General features: G+C 53.1%; 9 protein-coding genes and 2 pseudogenes. 5 read left to right on the top strand and 6 right to left on the bottom strand.

What is annotated here, in order from left to right:
- Positions 1–196 precede the first annotated feature (196 nt).
- On the top strand, positions 197–598 hold the full coding sequence (locus tag ON072_RS15250; protein ID WP_144222244.1) for an NAD(P)/FAD-dependent oxidoreductase: 402 nt from the start codon (positions 197–199) through the stop codon (positions 596–598).
- A gap of 406 nt (positions 599–1,004) precedes the next feature.
- Positions 1,005–1,145: pseudogene (locus ON072_RS15245) on the top strand (IS110 family transposase); the annotation flags it as partial.
- Positions 1,146–1,158: 13 nt separating this feature from the next.
- Here ON072_RS15245 and ON072_RS15240 read toward each other — a convergent pair.
- On the bottom strand, positions 1,159–1,692 hold the full coding sequence (locus ON072_RS15240; protein ID WP_011080376.1) for a hypothetical protein: 534 nt from the start codon (positions 1,690–1,692) through the stop codon (positions 1,159–1,161).
- Between the two features lie 89 nt (positions 1,693–1,781).
- Positions 1,782–2,339, bottom strand: coding sequence for a hypothetical protein (locus tag ON072_RS15235; protein WP_107004927.1), 558 nt, complete (start codon positions 2,337–2,339; stop codon positions 1,782–1,784).
- A gap of 313 nt (positions 2,340–2,652) precedes the next feature.
- Between ON072_RS15235 and ON072_RS15230 the strand changes: the two are divergent.
- A pseudogene (locus tag ON072_RS15230) lies at positions 2,653–3,614 on the top strand (integron integrase).
- Between the two features lie 410 nt (positions 3,615–4,024).
- Here ON072_RS15230 and ON072_RS15225 read toward each other — a convergent pair.
- A complete protein-coding gene (locus tag ON072_RS15225) occupies positions 4,025–7,249 on the bottom strand; it encodes a S41 family peptidase (protein ID WP_107004928.1) in 3,225 nt (1,074 codons plus the stop codon).
- A 330-nt stretch (positions 7,250–7,579) separates the two neighbouring features.
- Between ON072_RS15225 and ON072_RS15220 the strand changes: the two genes are divergently transcribed.
- A complete protein-coding gene (locus tag ON072_RS15220; RefSeq protein ID WP_261753042.1) occupies positions 7,580–8,332 on the top strand; it encodes a phosphatase PAP2 family protein in 753 nt (250 codons plus the stop codon).
- 94 nt (positions 8,333–8,426) lie between these two features.
- On the opposite strand, the gene ON072_RS15215 is transcribed toward ON072_RS15220, so the two are convergent.
- Positions 8,427–11,855: a hybrid sensor histidine kinase/response regulator gene (locus ON072_RS15215; protein ID WP_261753043.1), complete on the bottom strand. Its 3,429-nt coding sequence runs from the start codon at positions 11,853–11,855 to the stop codon at positions 8,427–8,429.
- Between the two features lie 598 nt (positions 11,856–12,453).
- Here ON072_RS15215 and acs point away from each other — a divergent pair.
- The gene (acs, locus tag ON072_RS15210) at positions 12,454–14,406 is read left to right on the top strand and encodes an acetate--CoA ligase (protein WP_208156327.1); all 1,953 of its coding nucleotides are present in this window, start codon (positions 12,454–12,456) and stop codon (positions 14,404–14,406) included.
- A 452-nt stretch (positions 14,407–14,858) separates the two neighbouring features.
- Here the strand turns inward: acs and ON072_RS15205 are convergent, their stop codons facing one another.
- Positions 14,859–16,028: a DcaP family trimeric outer membrane transporter gene (locus tag ON072_RS15205; protein ID WP_208141812.1), complete on the bottom strand. Its 1,170-nt coding sequence runs from the start codon at positions 16,026–16,028 to the stop codon at positions 14,859–14,861.
- A gap of 81 nt (positions 16,029–16,109) precedes the next feature.
- Positions 16,110–16,308 (bottom strand): hypothetical protein (locus ON072_RS15200; protein WP_274626091.1); only part of this gene is annotated, 199 nt, incomplete at its 5' end.

Genomic DNA, 16,308 nt, shown 5'->3' with positions numbered 1-16,308 from the left:
TTCTTGCACTCGCTCCTATAACCGAACGCCCCTTAAGGGCTTGAAAAACAAAGTTCTTTCAATGGAAACATCTGCCTTTCTGTAACACAGACATGACTAAAGCTTTTACTCAGCTAATTGTGGGTGTCCTTGTAGCCGGTAGGTGTCCTTGTAGCCGGTAGGTGTCCTTGTAGCCGGTACTCCCAATACCAAGGCGCTGCTGCAGGGAGTCACTCCCGAAGATACCCAGCCTAAACGCTATCCAGCCTCCTCATTTTGTTTAAACCCTGCCACAGGCAAAAACTGGCTTGCCATTGGTGATGCTGCCTGCACATTCGATCCCATCACCTCAGGCGGGATCATCAAAGCCATGGCCGACGGTGTCACCTGTGCAGATATCATCGCGGGTATATTCAAAACATCAGGTCATGACACTCACCATGGTCTGATGCAATATCAGCAAATGCTCACCCAGCGCTACCAGCATTATCTGGCCATGCGTGCTCATTACTATCAGCAGGAAAAACGTTTTTTAAACAGCCCCTTTTGGCAAAAAATGCAGGCTATGAGCCCTCACAAGATTCACAGCGAAATGGAACTGCAGGCCAATTTAACGTAAATAGCGACGGCGAATAGAAGATCACTTGTCGTTGTACTCGTGATTTCCAAAGAAACCCGATGCCGCAAGGCCATTCCTTGATATCCCTATCGTTAGACATTCGAAAATTTATTCATATTAGACACTGTGTCAGTGCGTCCTGGAAGGAGATACCCGGTGTCCGGTGTGGAATCACTGGCTGTGTTGCAGCATAAGCATCTGTTAGTTCGCAAATATGCACAGGCCTTTACGTTAAATAGAACTAAATAAAACCGCCCCGTAATTCTTGCACTCACTTCTATAACCGAACATCCCTCAACGGCTTGAAAAACAAAGTTCTTTCAATGGAAACATCTGCCTTTCTGTAACACAGACATGACTAAAGCTTTTACTCAGCTAATTGTGGGTGTCCTTGTTGCCGTTCTAGCGATTTCTTGAGGCTGGGAAACCAAAGAAAGTGGCGATTATTGCCTGCGTTCGCAAGATGGTGGTCATCCTAAACTCTATGCTTCGAGATGGCATCATGTGGGACCAAAACACCGCCCAAAATAAAGGATTGACGCCATAGTCGTTTGTTAGGCTTATGCCCAACGTATGTTCATGAACCTATTTAATTCGTCGACGCTCTCTCTGTACGCATAGATGGGAATTTCTCCAAGCCCAATAGCTTTTGCAACAGCATAGCGATGATGCCCGCCTTGGAAAATGACTTCACTATTTTCAACAGGCTTTATGACTGGTGGCGTGATTGGTTTACCCTCAGATAAATATACAATCATTTTTGCCAACTTAGATTGACTGCCAACTTTCCAAAGTTCATCTCCATCTCTACGACTAAAATGGCACAAATATCTATCAAACTCTTTTAGAGGCATATGCCCTAAAACTAGTCCATTTGGGTAAAATTCATCAAATTCAGACTTACTTAAACCGTCAAAGCAATATCGCTGAGATTCAGGGCGATAATCCCAATTAATTGTTATTGTTGGCCATTCGTTCGGTTGTTTGCCGTAGAGCTTTTCCGATTTGGTATGCAATTCTTCACGTTCCGCCATCGAGCGCTTGTAATCTTCTGCACTCTCATACCCGAAGACTTGAGCTAATTCATCGTTCATTATTGAGACATTTCCTCTGATAAGCCTAACGCCACCAGCAGGGGCAGACAAAGCGCGTAGCGGTTTGGCTGTCCCTCTGACTGGATTTGTTATGATTCGCACTGCTTACAAATGTGATTGATTTTAGCTCTTGTCTTTTTCCATATTTGTGAGTCCCATTCATCACTTTTTAGTAACTCAACATAATCAACAAGATCTTTTTTTAAGCACTCCATAAACTTTGTTGCGTTTATGACTTTTTGTTCGGTATTTACAAGAGACGAAGCCTTTCGATTAATTTTCCAGCCTCCCGTAGTCTCTGCTTGATGTAACAACCCGCATCTAATATGTTTGTAAAAAGCTTGATGATTACCTCTAAGTTCTTCAAAATGTTCAGAACGGTCAAAAAAGTAAGCAAAGGCAAGAGCACTTCTGCTATTGGAGTTTGGCCAACCTTGCCTAAATGATTCTAACGATTCAATCATCAAGCAGGATACTGACATCATGCTAAATCCATGTTTAATTTCTTTATCAGAGAACGGCGTAATATATCGCTCGGTAAACCTCTCCAAAATAAAATTAGCTATTGCATCTTTGTCACTTCGCGCAACCATTGCTTTGTATTCAGCAACGGTTGTATTTGAACTTAATTTTGTATCTTCAGACACAGCACCTTCCTAGAGTCATAACAGCTGTATAGTGCGCATGCGCGTTTTAGTCATCGGAGGAGTGTAAACGCGCATCGCTATCTCTTTGTATTAGTTAAATATAACAGAGTTTAGCCCGAATATCCCTTGCAGCAAAACGCGCATGCGCGGTTTCCAAACCTATTATCTACCAAAATGGTTTTATATCTTTATGAATTTTAAGTTATTTTTTGTGATGCTGCAGAAATAACGCGCAAAATTATCTCCAAATTTCTGGGCATTTTGTCAAAACCTCAACAATACTGTATAAAAAAACAGTTTCCAGGTGCTCGCAATGACCAGTCCAAGTCCTTTTTTAACTTCTGTTCGGGAAACCATGCGGATGCGCGGTTATAGTGTTAAGACTGAGAAAGCCTATCTCTATTGGATCAAGGCTTTTATTCTATTTCACGATAAACGCCACCCAGAGACTATGGGAACGAACGAAGTTGGCCAGTTTTTGAGTTACATTGCCAACCAACGTAATGTGGCAATCAATACCCAAAAGATGGCGTTGAATGCATTAGTTTACTTATATCACAAGTACTTGCATCAAGAACTTGGCAACTTAGGTTTTCGTTATGCCAGTAAGCAACGACAACTCCCAACAGTATTGCACCCGGATGAAATCAAGCTCATCCTTCAGCAGTTGTGCGGGCGTGACAGGTTGATCATTGAATTACTCTATGGCAGTGGACTCAGAGTATCTGAATGCCTTAGGTTACGGATCCAGGATATTGATCTCGTTCAATTGGCCTTAACCATACGGGACGGTAAAGGACGTAAAGACAGGCAGACGATATTAAGCCAACGCTGTGCATTTCAATTACCTGTGTTTATGGAACAAGCTCATACTTTACAGTCGCGTGATAACGAAAGAGGAATTGGCCCATCTTTACCCTATGCTCTGGAGCGTAAGTATCCCTCTGCATATAGACGTCCGGGATGGATGTTTGTTTTCCCCTCAACGGCCATTAGCCAACACCCTTACACACAGACTATGTGTAGACACCATTTACATCAAAGCGTCATTCGGAAAGCCCTCAGCGCCGCAGTAATCAAGTCAGGTATTGCGAAAAGGGTCACATGCCATACCTTCAGGCATTCCTTCGCGACTCATCTGTGCAGGCTGGCCGAGACATCAGAAGCGTCCAAGAGCTGTTGGGGCACAATGATCTGAAAACAACCCAAATATACACACATGTGCTTGGCCAGCACTATGCCGGAACCGTAAGCCCTTTAGATCAACTGATTTGAAGCGCCAAGTTAATCATAGCTACTATCTTTATTCGATGAGCAAGCGTCCTACAAAAGCTGATTAACCCTCATAGCTACCGCACGGGCGCGAATGTTGTTCGTCCCTGAATTCCGCTGAAAACGGAAAAATACCACTGCCACCGACTTTGAGCTTAAGGAAGCGCTAAAGATAAGCACTTGAATTAGTTACACAATACCCAGTCCCGTTTGTTAAGACAATTAGCCAAAGGTCAAGTTTTTGACAAAAACCATAAAAGCCTGTCTTGGTTATTTTTTTGCAAAATAATTGGCTGAGTTTTGATAGTTTTCCAACAAAAAGCGCCGCTTGCCTGTAAGTAAGACTGAGGCAAGCGGCGCAAGTTATTGGGCTATTTTCCCCTGAGCTATTTCATCCTAGCCATGTCACAGGGCTATTTCACCTGAGGCACCCGCACAGGATCGGCGGGCTGTGGCAGCTTCACCGGCGCAGCAGATTTCAGCTCATCCAAGGCTATGGCGATGGCCTTTTCCAGCTGAGGATCTATGCCTTTGGCTGTGTCTTTGGTCCACTGCTCGACTTCCACATCCGGGGCCACACCTTCGTTCTCGACCCGCCACTGGCCGTCGATACTGAAGAAACCGCTGCGCGGCGCCGTGATATGGCCGCCATCCATCAGGGAAGGCACACCCCAGATGCCAACCAGGCCACCCCAGGTGCGTTTACCCACCAGCTTGCCCACTTGGTAATAGCGGAACATATAAGGGAGCATGTCGCCGCCCGAGCCGGAGACTTCGTTGATCAACATTACCTTGGGCCCCCAGATACCGCTGCCCGGGCTGGTCATGGGGTGATCACCGGCCATCTGGTTATTGAAGTAGCCGTTACGCTCGCGGCGCAGCACATCTATGATGTACTCGGCAATGTAACCGCCGTGGTTGAAGCGCTCATCTATGATCACCCCCTGGCGCTGATTCTGGGCGAAGAAGTAGCGGTTGAAGTAACTGAAACCGTTCTCACCCGTGTCCGGAACCCAAACATAAGCCAGTTTGCCACCGGAAGCTTCATCCACCCGCTTGCGGTTATCCTCGACCCAGGCGTTACGTCTCAATGCCTGTTCGCTGGCCGTTGGCACCACAGTCACCTCAAAGGCTTTTTTGTCGCTGCCATCCGGGCTGATGCTGAGACGGGTTTGTTTACCGAGAGTCCCCTGGAAGGCCTGATAGAAGTTGGCCTTGTTATCCAGCGGTTTGCCGTTGACTGCCAGCAGATACTGGCCCGCCTTGACCTGGGGATAGAGAGCCAGCGGCGCACTGCCTTGGTCCGCCGGATACCAGTTTTCGCCGCGATAGATGCGGCTGAAGCGGTAACCCTTGTCGGTCGCCTCAATATCGGCGCCGAGCAGACCGGTGCGGTTGTCGGCAATTTCCGGCAGATCGCCATCATTGGTAAAGGAGTGGCCCACAGAGGTTTCGGCGCCCATGTTATCGAGCAGATAGGTCATGTCAGCGCCGTGGCGCACATGGGCGACCAGTGGCTGGAACTCCTTGTATACCGCGTCCCAATCGGCGCCGTGCAGATTACTGACATAGAAGTAATCGCGCTGGAAACGCCAGGCTTCGCGGAAGATTTGCTGCCACTCTGCCTTGGGATCGATACGGGCCGTCAGCTTGACGTTAAGGGTCTTGGCATCGTCCCCCATCGGCGCGGCGCCGGCAAATTGCTGCCAGTTGTCGCCGATTTTCACCAGCAGGCTCTCGCCGTCGTGGCTCAGATGATACTCATCGACATCACCGGCCAGGGTATCGGCCTTACGTTCCTCAGTGCTGTACTTGCGAAGCTCTGTGGTTTCATCCAAATCCTGCATATAGAACAGCTCACCTGGCTTACCGGCGCTCAGGCTGTGGATTTTACCGCTTTCACCCAGAGGCAGCACCCGCTGCGCTATACCGTTGAGATCGATTCGCACCGCAGGCGGCGCATCTGAGCCTTTGGCTTCCTCTTCAGTACCGCTGCCCTCTTCCTCGTCGCTTCTTGGCAGCATGGGCGCCTCGGTGCGGGTATTGAGCAGCATGGTATAGAGGCCGTAAGTCGGGGTGAAGGCAACCGAGGTCATATCCAACCAGGCGGCGTGAGGGCCATAGTCGGTACTGGCGGCAAAATAGAGCTTGTCGCCGGCGCTGTCCCACACTGGGTAACGCACATCGGCCATGCCCTGGGTAATTCTGTTACTCTGATTATTGCGGGTATCGAACAGGTAGAGACTGCGGAAAAAGCTGTCATCCTGCTTGCTGTAAGCCAGATAACGGCTGTCAGGCGACCAGCTGGGGGCCATTTCCCAGTCGGGGTTCACTACCGGCTGGCTGTCGATAACCTGCGCCTTACCCTTGGACAAGTCTGCCAGCCAGAGTTGCTGGCGCTGATCGCTGAACACCAGCTGTTTATCATCGGGCGACCAGATAAGCCCGCTATAGAAGCCTTTTTCGGCCAGTTTGATCTCTTGCTGCGGCTTGCCGAGTTGATCGGCTATCACCAGGCGATATTCGCCGCTCTTGTCGGAGAACCAGGCCAACTGTTTGCCGCCGTTGGACCAGGCGGCGCCTACTTCGCGGCTGTCTGAGCTTTCAGTAAGATTACGGGCATCGCCGTGCTCCACGGGCACGGTAAATACATCGCCGCGGGCCACAAACAAGGCGCGCTTACCGGTAGGCGAAATGGCCGCCGACTCTATCTGCTTTTCGACCTCTTCAAAGCGTGGCCGCACCCAGGGGAAATCGGCATGCAGGCTGATGGCCAGTGCCTCACCCTTGTCGTTGGAATTGGTATTAGCCAGCGACTTTTTCACCAGCTCACCGCGGTATTCGTATACCAGAGTGTCGTTATCCAGGGTAAAGCCTTTGACATCGGCATCCTGGTAATAGGTCACCTGCTCCGGCTCGCCGCCTTTGGCCGCTACCCGAAAGATATTGGTGACCTGGGAGCGGTTGGAGAGGAAATAGATATAGTCGCCGTGCCACTGGGGCTCGAGATCCTGGGTGTTGTCCCAGGGCAGATCTTTTTCCTCCAGGCTATCGAGCGAAATCAACCTGAGCGGCTGATTCTGGCCGCCGCGGTAGTTACGCCAGCCCGGATCCCAAAGACCGGCGCGGCGGTAAACCAGCTGCTTGCCATCGGCAGAGAAACTGCCGTCAAAGGCGCGGTTCATGGGTAAAGGCTTGGGATTGCCGCCCTCGATGGACAGGGTAAACAGCTGCTGCCAGCCCCTCGGGGCATTGGCCCTGCCGGAGCGCAGCAATACCGACTTGCTGTCCGGGCTCCAGCCCACCAGCTGATCCACATCCGGGTGGAAGGTCAGGCGTTTGGGCTCGCCACCGGCAATCGGCAGCAGGTAGATATCCTGATTGCCCTCATAGTCGCCGGTAAAGGCCACCCATTTGCCGTCCGGCGACAGCTTGGGTTGCATCTCCTGCCCCTGGAAACTGGTGAGGCGCACCGCCTCGCCGCCCTTGAGCGACACTTTCCAGATATCCTTGGCGTAGGCAAACACCAGAGTATCACCGCGAAGATCCGGCTCCCGCAGGAGTTTGGCCTCGGCAGCCAGCAAATTGGGGCTGCCTAGCGCAAGGGCCGTCAGCCAAAAGAGTTTATTGAGCTTCATTCCTGTTCCTTGTATTTGAATACCAGCAAACCTGTGGGGATCCCCCGCCAAAACCGCAACTTAACCAGCGCCATAGCAGAGCTACCCCTGTAACATAACCAGTGGTAAAAAAATACGCAAAAAAGGTTTTGTTTCAACTCATTGCAATACGCCATTCCGGGCGATTGAGACAAAAACGCCCGGCCTTAAGCAGACCTTAATCTGAGCCGGCCAGAATAATTCCTATCCACCAACCGGGCCATGAGTTCTACGCCCACTTTTTCAGGCTTTTTATTTCGCAGATCTCAGCTGCGACTCTGTCTCAACTCGCACTATGTCACAGGAATCACAATGCCCATTGCAAGCCACCCGCTGAGTTTTCAACACTGGTTCAAACATCATCTGCTGTTGCCGTTATCGGTAGGGCTTGGCCTGCTTATCTTGCTGCACATCACTAATGCCGACCTGCTGCTGGCACAGTGGATGTTGGCATTTGAGGGCACCAACACGGCCTGGCCCTGGCGCCATGCCTTTGTCGCAGACAAACTGCTGCACACAGGAGGACGGGATCTGGTGGTGCTGGCGGCAGTTGTGTTGCTGTCGACCCTGGTATTGAGCAGTTTCAAAGCCTCAATGAAGCGCTGGCGCCGGCCCTTGCTGATGCTGTTTATAAGCGCCCTGGCAACCGTGCTTTTGGTGCGTATCGGCAAGAGCATGACCAATGTTGCCTGCCCCTGGGATCTCAGTTTATTTGGTGGCCAGCAGCCTTATCTGCCCTTCCCCATGAGCCTGAGTGTTGACACTGAATTGGGCCAGTGTTTCCCCGGCGGCCACTCCAGCGGCGCCTTTGCCTGGGTGGGACTTTATTATCTGGCGTTGGTCTTGAAGCCGGAATGGCGCTTTAAGTTACTCGGCGCGGTATTGCTGATAGGCGCTGTGTTCAGTCTGTGTCAGGAGTTTCGCGGCGCCCACTTTTTATCCCACGATATCGCCAGCGCCCTTATCGGTTGGATCATGGCGACCTTGAGCTACGGCCTGGCTTATCGCCCTTGGCGAGCGGCAGGATACGCCGGGGTTCCGGCGCAGACACAGGCACAGATATAGGCACAGACAGAAGTGACCCACTAAAATACAGAGCCTGATCTATCGCCAATAAATCAGGCCCTGTTTCCAAAGGCTATTTCACTGAGCTTTTGAATTACGCCTTCTTTACCAGGCTTGAGATCAAGGCCCTGAGCGCCGCCGGTTTAATCATCTTGGCCATATAGTGGTAACCGCGGCGCTCGACATCCTCCACCAGATCCTTACGGGTGTTGGCGGTGATCAAAATGCCGGGCAGATGTTGCCCATACAGCGCCCTGAGCTCATCCATGGCATCGACGCCGTTTTGCCCCTTATCCAGATGATAATCCGCCAGCATGATATCCGGCGCCACCCCTTTGAGCCCCAGCTTGATCCTGGCATCACTCAGATCCCGGGCGCAGATCACCTCGCACTGCCAGCGGCTCAACAGGCTTTCGAGCCCGGCGAGGATAGCCTCTTCGTTGTCGATACACAGCACCTTGACCCCGGCGAGCGGTTGCAACACAGAAGAGATGGCCTTGGGCTGCGGCACGCTGACAGTGGCCCCCAGCGGCACCCGAATGGCAAATACAGAGCCCTTGCCCTGCACCGAAGAGACGCGGATATCATGCTCCAGCACTTTGCTTATTCTGTCGGCTATCGCCAGCCCAAGCCCCAGGCCGTTGACACTGTTTGAATGGGGGTTATCCAGGCGCTTGAACTCGTGAAATATCTCCCTAAGCTGCCCGGCTTCGATGCCGCAACCGGTATCCAGCACCTGCACCTCAAGCTCACTGCCGCGGCGGCGACAGCCCATCAGCACCCGTCCACCCTTGGCATAGCGATAGGCGTTGGTGAGAAAGTTCTGCAGCACCCGCCGCAGCAGTGACGGGTCTGAATTGACCGTCAGGCTGCAGGGCATCATGGCAAAGCGGATCTGGCAGTCTTTGGCCATGGCCTCAAACTCCACCGCCAGGGCGTTGAGCACTTCGGAGATGGCAAAGTCGCGCCGTTTTACCTCCACCATGCCGGAATCCAGCTTGGAGATATCCAAAAGATCGGTCAGCAGTTCACCGGCGGTTTTCAGTGAGCTGTTGACATGGGAGAGGGTCAGTCGCCCTTCCCTGTCCAGCCCGGGATACTGACTCAAAGAGGCGGTAAACAACCTGGCCGCATTGAGCGGCTGCATTAAGTCATGCCCCACCGCCGCCAGGAAACGGCTCTTGGAAGCGTTGGCCATCTCCTCCTGGGCCTTGGCTTCGAGCAGCTTGCTATTGAGCAGCGCCAGCTCATAGGTGCGCTCCTTGACTCTGGCCTCCAGGGTCTCGTTAACCTGCTCCAGCGCCTGTTGCTGCTCACGATATTGGGTAATGTCGGTAAAGGTCATCACAAAACCGCCGTCCGGCATGGGATTGCCTTGAATTTTGATCACCTTGCCATCGCGCCTGCGCCGCTCTGAGCTGTGGGCGGTGCCGTTACGCATATGCTGTACCCGGCGCTCGACATGCTCATTCACATCCCCCGGGCCGCAGTAGCCACGGGAGGCATTGAAACGTATCACCTCGCTGATGGGCATGCCCGGTTGCAGGAAATCCTCCGGATAGTCGTAAAGCTCTACATAGCGGTAGTTCCAGGCCACCAGGTTGAGATCTTTGTCCACCACGCTCATACCCTCGTAGGCGTGTTCTATGGCGGCGCGCAGCATGTCCTGACTGAGAATAATCTTCGATGAAGCCTCATCCACCAGGCTGAAGACTTCATCGAGGGCCAGATCCCGCCCCTGCAACACTGAGTCCATCACCAAAGAAGCGCTGGAAGCCCCCAGCACCCCGGCCAGCATGTGCTCGGTATGGGCAATAAGCTCGGGCGATGCGGTCTTGTGCCAGCTGTCGCTGCGCACCGCATCGGCAGAAAAGCGCGAGAAACTCTCATAGGCCCGGGTCGGGCTGACAAAGCGGCTGGCCAGGATAAGCAAGTCCTGCTGGCTGATGGGGCCTGTCTTGCGATTACCTGTGTTTTTGAGTTCACCCGGGGTGACAAAGGCGCTGGCCTGAATACGCTCCACCAAGCCGGCGCGCAGCCAGATAGAGCCGCCGATATAGCCAATCAGGTTGGCGCCGAGTGCCAACAGGGTATCGTTGACATTGGGCTTAAGCGCCTTTAACAGTTCAAATTGACCTACCAGCACGCCTTCCCAAGCGCCAGAGCCCTTGAGCAGCAAAAAGCCCCACAGGCCGAAGCCCGCCGCCATGCCGAGAAACACCCCGGCGCGATTGCCATGTTTCCAGTAGAGCCCGCCCACCAAGGCCGGTGCCAACTGGGCAAAGGCGCCGAAAGACAGCATGCCCAGGTTGGACAGAGAATCACTGCTCTCAAAGCTCAGGTAACTGAAATACCCGAAAGCCAGGATAAGCGCGATGGAAAGACGTCTGGCATAGAGCAGTTGCTGGGAAAACTGGCTAAAGTTCTTGCGACGGATCTGCCCGGTACGCAAGAGTACCGGCACCAGCCACTCGTTGCTTATCATCACACTGATGGTCACCACAGCCACTATCACCATGCCAGTGGCGGCCGAGAGGGTTCCCAGCAGCGCCACTATCGCCAGCCAAGGTGCGTCCAGCGCCAGCGGCAGATTGATCACATAGGTATCGGCAGAGACACTGTCGCCGAGCAGCACCTTACCCGCCAGTGCCAGCGGCCCTACAAACAGGCCGAACAGACCGATATAGAGGGGGAACAACCAGCGCGCCTTGGACAGAGTCTGCTCGCCTTCTGCCTCGACCACCATTACGTGGAACTGGCGCGGCATACAGAGAAAAGCCGCCATACCGACTATCAGCTCGGGCATCAGCGCTTCGAGCCTTAGATTGGGATTGACTATTACCCCCTTGGCGCTGGCCTGGCTCCAGAGGTCGCCAAAGCCGCCGAATACCCCGAAGACCACTATGCCGCCCACCAACACAAAGGCGGCCAGTTTCACCAAGGATTCAAAGGCGATAGCCAGCATCATCCCCGGGTTATGCTCAGTGGCATCCAGTTTGCGGGTGCCGAAGAGGATGGCAAAGATGGCCAGCAGCACGGCGATGATAAGCGCGACTTTGGCGCCATCGAGCGGATCATCCGGGCTTTGGAACAGGCTTAGGCTGAATACCATGGCTTTCAGCTGCAGCGCGATATAGGGCATGATGCCGAACAGGGCAATGAGAGTGATGATCACCGCCAGCGGCTGCGACTTGCCGTAGCGGGCGGCTATAAAGTCGGCCACCGAGGTGATATTTTGCGCCTTGGACACCACCACCATTTTGCGCAGCATGCCAAAGCCCAGGGTAAAAATGATGATGGGGCCGATAAAGATATGCAGATAGGACCAAAAATCATTGGCCGACTGGCCAACCGTACCGAGAAAACTCCAGGAGGAGCAATACACCGCCAGGCTGAGGGCGTAGATCCATTTCTGCAACCTGCGGGTGACACCACTGAACCAACGCTCCGCGCCCCAGGCAAGCAGAAACAGCAAACAGACATAACAGACGGCGATCACCGCCACAAAAAGGGTCAGATTCATAGGGTTCTCTTTATTGTCGCCGTATCCGTCGGCGACTGTTGTTATCCCGGCTAGATTACACCAGCCAATGGCTTTGATGAACCGCTGCCTTGGTATGCGTTCATGTTCCCTTACTTTGCAGAGGCAGAAACCCGGCGTTTTCAGGCGGCTTTCAATGCCCTGAAAAGCTAAGGAAGGTGCGAACAAGTCCCATGCGTGCTCTGCGTCGGCTTACGGGCATGGATGCAAGGCGTGGTTCGCAGCAAATGGCCTTAGTCCTTTGTAAGAAGCACAACACAGCAGGCAGGCCTGTAAGCCACGCCCTTCGGGGCTTACACAGCAACCGGCTCTCTGCGTTATCCGACTTCGACAGGCCCCGGCATGCCTTCAGTCAGATGCCTTGAACGCCAATTGCTGTGTAAGCCAGAGTGCCGCGAGGACTTATTCACACCTTCCCTAAAAAACGGCGCCGGCTCAAGCACTTCAAGCTGTTCGTTTTAAACGCAATAACCGGTTAATAAATAACATTTTTTCAGAACTAGACCAATGTCTAATAGAGACGGCACCGGCAAGCATCCCATACTTTGGCTCACGCATGACAAAAACAAAGGGAAGCCAAATGAGCACTCAGTCTCTTTATAAAGTGCCCGCAGCAATTGCGGCCAATGCACTGGTAAATGATGAAAAATATAAGAAAATGTACCAGGAGTCCGTGGTTAACCCCGAAGGTTTCTGGCGTGAACATGGAAAACGTATCGACTGGATCAAGCCCTATACCAAGGTCAAGAAAACCTCATTTGACGATCACAACCTGTCCATCAACTGGTTCTACGACGGCACACTGAACGCCTCGGCCAACTGCCTCGACCGCCACCTGGAGAAACTGGGCGACCAGACCGCCATCATCTGGGAAGGCGATGATGCCAAAGATCAACGCACCCTGAGCTACAGCCAGCTGCACACAGAAGTGTGCAAATTTGCCAACGCCCTCAAAAGCCAGGGCGTGCGCCGCGGTGACGTGGTCACCATGTATATGCCCATGGTGCCGGAAGCCGCCATCGCCATGCTGGCCTGTGCCCGCATCGGCGCCGTGCATTCCGTGGTATTCGGTGGTTTTTCCCCGGATTCCATCGCTTCACGTATCATAGATGGCCGCTCCAAGGTGATTTTGACCGCAGACGAAGGTCTGCGTGGTGGCCGGGCCATCCCACTCAAGCGCAATATCGACGAGGCGCTGGCCCATCCGGATGTCACCACGGTTGAGAAGGTGATAGTGCTCAAACGCACCGGCAATGGTATCAACTGGGTCGATGGTCGTGATGTCTGGTGGGAATCGCTGACCGAAACCGCTTCCGAGCATTGCGAAGTGGAAGAGATGGGCGCCGAGGATCCATTGTTCCTGCTCTACACCTCAGGCTCTACCGGTAACCCCAAGGGTGTACTGCACACCACGGGCGGCTACATGGTGTACGCCTCCATGACCCACGAATATGTGTTCGACTACAAGCAGGGCGAAGTCTACTGGTGCACCGCAGATGTGGGCTGGATCACCGGCCACAGCTATATGATTTACGGCCCGCTGGCCAATGGCGCCACAGTGCTTATTCACGAAGGTGTGCCCAACTACCCAAGCCCTGCCCGCCTGGGCGAGATGATTGACCGCCATCAGGTCAACATACTCTACACGGCCCCCACGCTTATCCGTGCCCTGATGGCCGAAGGCAAGGAGCAGTTTGACCAGTTTGACGGCAGCTCGCTGCGGATCATGGGCTCTGTGGGCGAACCCATCAACCCTGAGGCCTGGCGCTGGTATCACGAGGTCATAGGTCATGAGCATTGCCCGATTGTCGATACCTGGTGGCAAACCGAAACCGGCGGCATTCTAATCAGTCCGCTGCCCGGTGCCACGGACACCAAGCCTGGCTCGGCCACCCGTCCCTTCTTCGGGGTGCAACCTGCGCTGGTAGACAACATGGGCAATATTCTGGAAGGCGCTACCGAGGGCAACCTGGTGATGCTGGATTCCTGGCCGGGACAGATGCGCACGGTTTACGGTGATCATGAGCGCTTTGCCCTGACCTACTTCAAAACCTTCCGCGGCATGTATTTCACCGGTGACGGTGCCCGCCGTGATGAAGATGGCTACTACTGGATCACAGGTCGGGTCGATGACGTGATTAACGTCTCTGGTCACCGGTTAGGTACCGCCGAGATTGAAAGCGCACTGGTGGCGCACGATCTGGTGGCCGAGGCTGCGGTTGTGGGTTACCCCCATGACATCAAGGGCCAGGGGATCTACGCCTATGTCACGCTGACCAAGGGCATAGAAGCCACCGAAGAGCTGAGACAACAGCTGAGACAATGGGTGCGCAAAGAGATTGGCGCCCTGGCGACCCCGGATCTTATCCAATTCGCCGGCGGCCTGCCCAAGACCCGCTCCGGCAAGATCATGCGCCGCTTCCTGCGCAAGATTGCCGCCAACGAGATAACCAACCTTGGAGATGCATCAACTCTGGCCGACCCAGCCGTGATTGATACTCTGATTGAGTCGCGACTCAACCGTACAGAGTAAAAGCTTACTTCCTCCTATTGCCCCTCCTGGAGGGGCATTTTTTTTACTTTCAGCTTGCCTCAGAATCGGCTTAAACGGGTTACCTATGTAAGCCGCTCATACATTTCAAGTACCTCCTCCAGTTGACCCCGAAGCATTAACATGTGAAGAATGACTCCTCACATGTTATCAATGGCATGAATAGCGAATTAGTGTTTGGTAAGCTCAGCGCAACGATAACCAACATAATGGGCCATTGCCTGCTTCTGGCGTTGATGAACCTCTATGACCGGAGTTTGCAATGAAGGGGAACCATGTCATTCATTACAGCCCCTAAACCTTTGAGGCAGATTTCACAATTGCCTGATATTTAGGTAGCCACCGAATAAAGCAAGCCACCCTGAGGTGGCTTGGCTAAGAGTATAAATAGGGAGTCACAAGTAGGGAGTCACAGCTCCCGGTCGCAACAAGGGTTAGAGCACGTATTTGGCCGAGAAGGTGACCCGGTTAAGCTCACCATCTGTGCCATTTTCCCGCTCGTTCTTGGCATACATATACTCTACCCCAAAGGTCAGTGCCTTCACCGGCGAGTAAAGCAGGTTGATATAACCTGAATAGGATTCCTTATTGGCGCTGCCTCCGGTCAGAGACACATCGTTATCGGCGCTGAAAGCGGACAAGGTAAGGCTTGAACGCCACTGTTCGCTCCACCAATGACGATAAGACACAAAGCCTGAGTAGGATTCTATCGCCTGCAGGTCGTTGTTGTTGTCCAGTACCGCGCCATTGGCAAAGTTCAGCGCCACATAGCGGCCCAAGCCTTCGCCATAGGTGGCGGTGAAACGGATATCATCACGGCCCACAGGAATGATCCCGGCCACGCTGGCGCCATAGCCGAGCTCAGTGCTGTCTATATCCTGATTGGCAATACGGGTCTCCAGTTCGAGCTGCCTCAGCATCCCCATCACAGAGAAACTGGCGCCGCCTGAGGTCTTGAAGTTATAACGGGCGATAAGATCCGGCATCACCCCATTGCCACTGGTGATCCGGCTGCCACCGCCATAGGGAGTAATGGTAGTTTCCGGGTTTTCAATGGCGATTTGAAAGCCACCATTGCTGTATCTCAGCTGCGCCTGACGGGCAAAGGGAGTCCCTTCGGTAGCACCGACAAAATCAAGGTTTTCCGGCAGTGCCCCCGGGTTCATAAAAGTGGTCCAGGTCTGGCCTATGGTCCAGTTGTCATAGCTGATAAAGGCGTGACGAATGCGCGGTGAATAGCTGTTGGATACCCGCTCATCACCATCGGTATGAGTCATGAAGTCCAGCTCAATAAAGCCGGTGAGAGTGTGGCCGTCGAGATCTGTTACCGTCTTGAAGTTAAAACGGGTTTCCCGCGCCTGGAAGTCGGTCACCTGATTGCCGTTGCCATCTACCCCATAGATGGCGCCGGGCACATAGAACTGGCGTGAGACGTTGTTGGAGTCGGGCGCGCCATTACTGTAATCGCTGAACATGATATCGGCCTTGAGATAGCCGCCAAACTGCACGTCAGTCTTTTCCAATACCGATGCCTGAGCCGTCCCCAAACCACCCAGAGCCAGAAGGGTTGCAGCGCATACCCCGGTGAGTCTTGCTTGTTTCATCTTGGATTGTCTCCTTGTTGTTATGCCAACCCATCCGGCAAAAAACACAACTGCCAAGACAGATTGAGAAAGCAAGAAGCACTATCCGATGTTTAACAGAATTGAAACATTGGCAATAGGTCTATGAGACAAAAGTAGAAAAGTATTGGCTAAATTAGCTTGGATATTGCGAATCGACTGAAGCTGGATATTGGCGAGCTTGGCGTTTTCAAGCGGAGTTCTGGATGGTGGGTCGTGAAGGATTCGAACCTTCGACCAATTGGTTAAAAGCCAACTGCTC

It is taken from the genome of Shewanella sp. K8 (genome assembly GCF_028823715.1).
In the GTDB taxonomy this organism is placed as follows: domain Bacteria; phylum Pseudomonadota; class Gammaproteobacteria; order Enterobacterales; family Shewanellaceae; genus Shewanella; species Shewanella algae.
The sequence above is the reverse complement of the archived record's forward strand: the minus strand, read 5'-3'. Positions and strand labels throughout refer to the sequence as shown.

What these genes read in the sequence shown, in the direction of transcription:
- ON072_RS15205 (WP_208141812.1), bottom strand. Translation starts at nt 16,028, where the DNA reads ATGAAACAAGCAAGACTCACCGGGGTATGCGCTGCAACCCTTCTGGCT.
- ON072_RS15225 (WP_107004928.1), bottom strand. Translation starts at nt 7,249, where the DNA reads ATGAAGCTCAATAAACTCTTTTGGCTGACGGCCCTTGCGCTAGGCAGC.
- ON072_RS15240 (WP_011080376.1), bottom strand. Translation starts at nt 1,692, where the DNA reads ATGAACGATGAATTAGCTCAAGTCTTCGGGTATGAGAGTGCAGAAGAT.
- acs (WP_208156327.1), top strand. Translation starts at nt 12,454, where the DNA reads ATGAGCACTCAGTCTCTTTATAAAGTGCCCGCAGCAATTGCGGCCAAT.
- ON072_RS15220 (WP_261753042.1), top strand. Translation starts at nt 7,580, where the DNA reads ATGCCCATTGCAAGCCACCCGCTGAGTTTTCAACACTGGTTCAAACAT.
- ON072_RS15215 (WP_261753043.1), bottom strand. Translation starts at nt 11,855, where the DNA reads ATGAATCTGACCCTTTTTGTGGCGGTGATCGCCGTCTGTTATGTCTGT.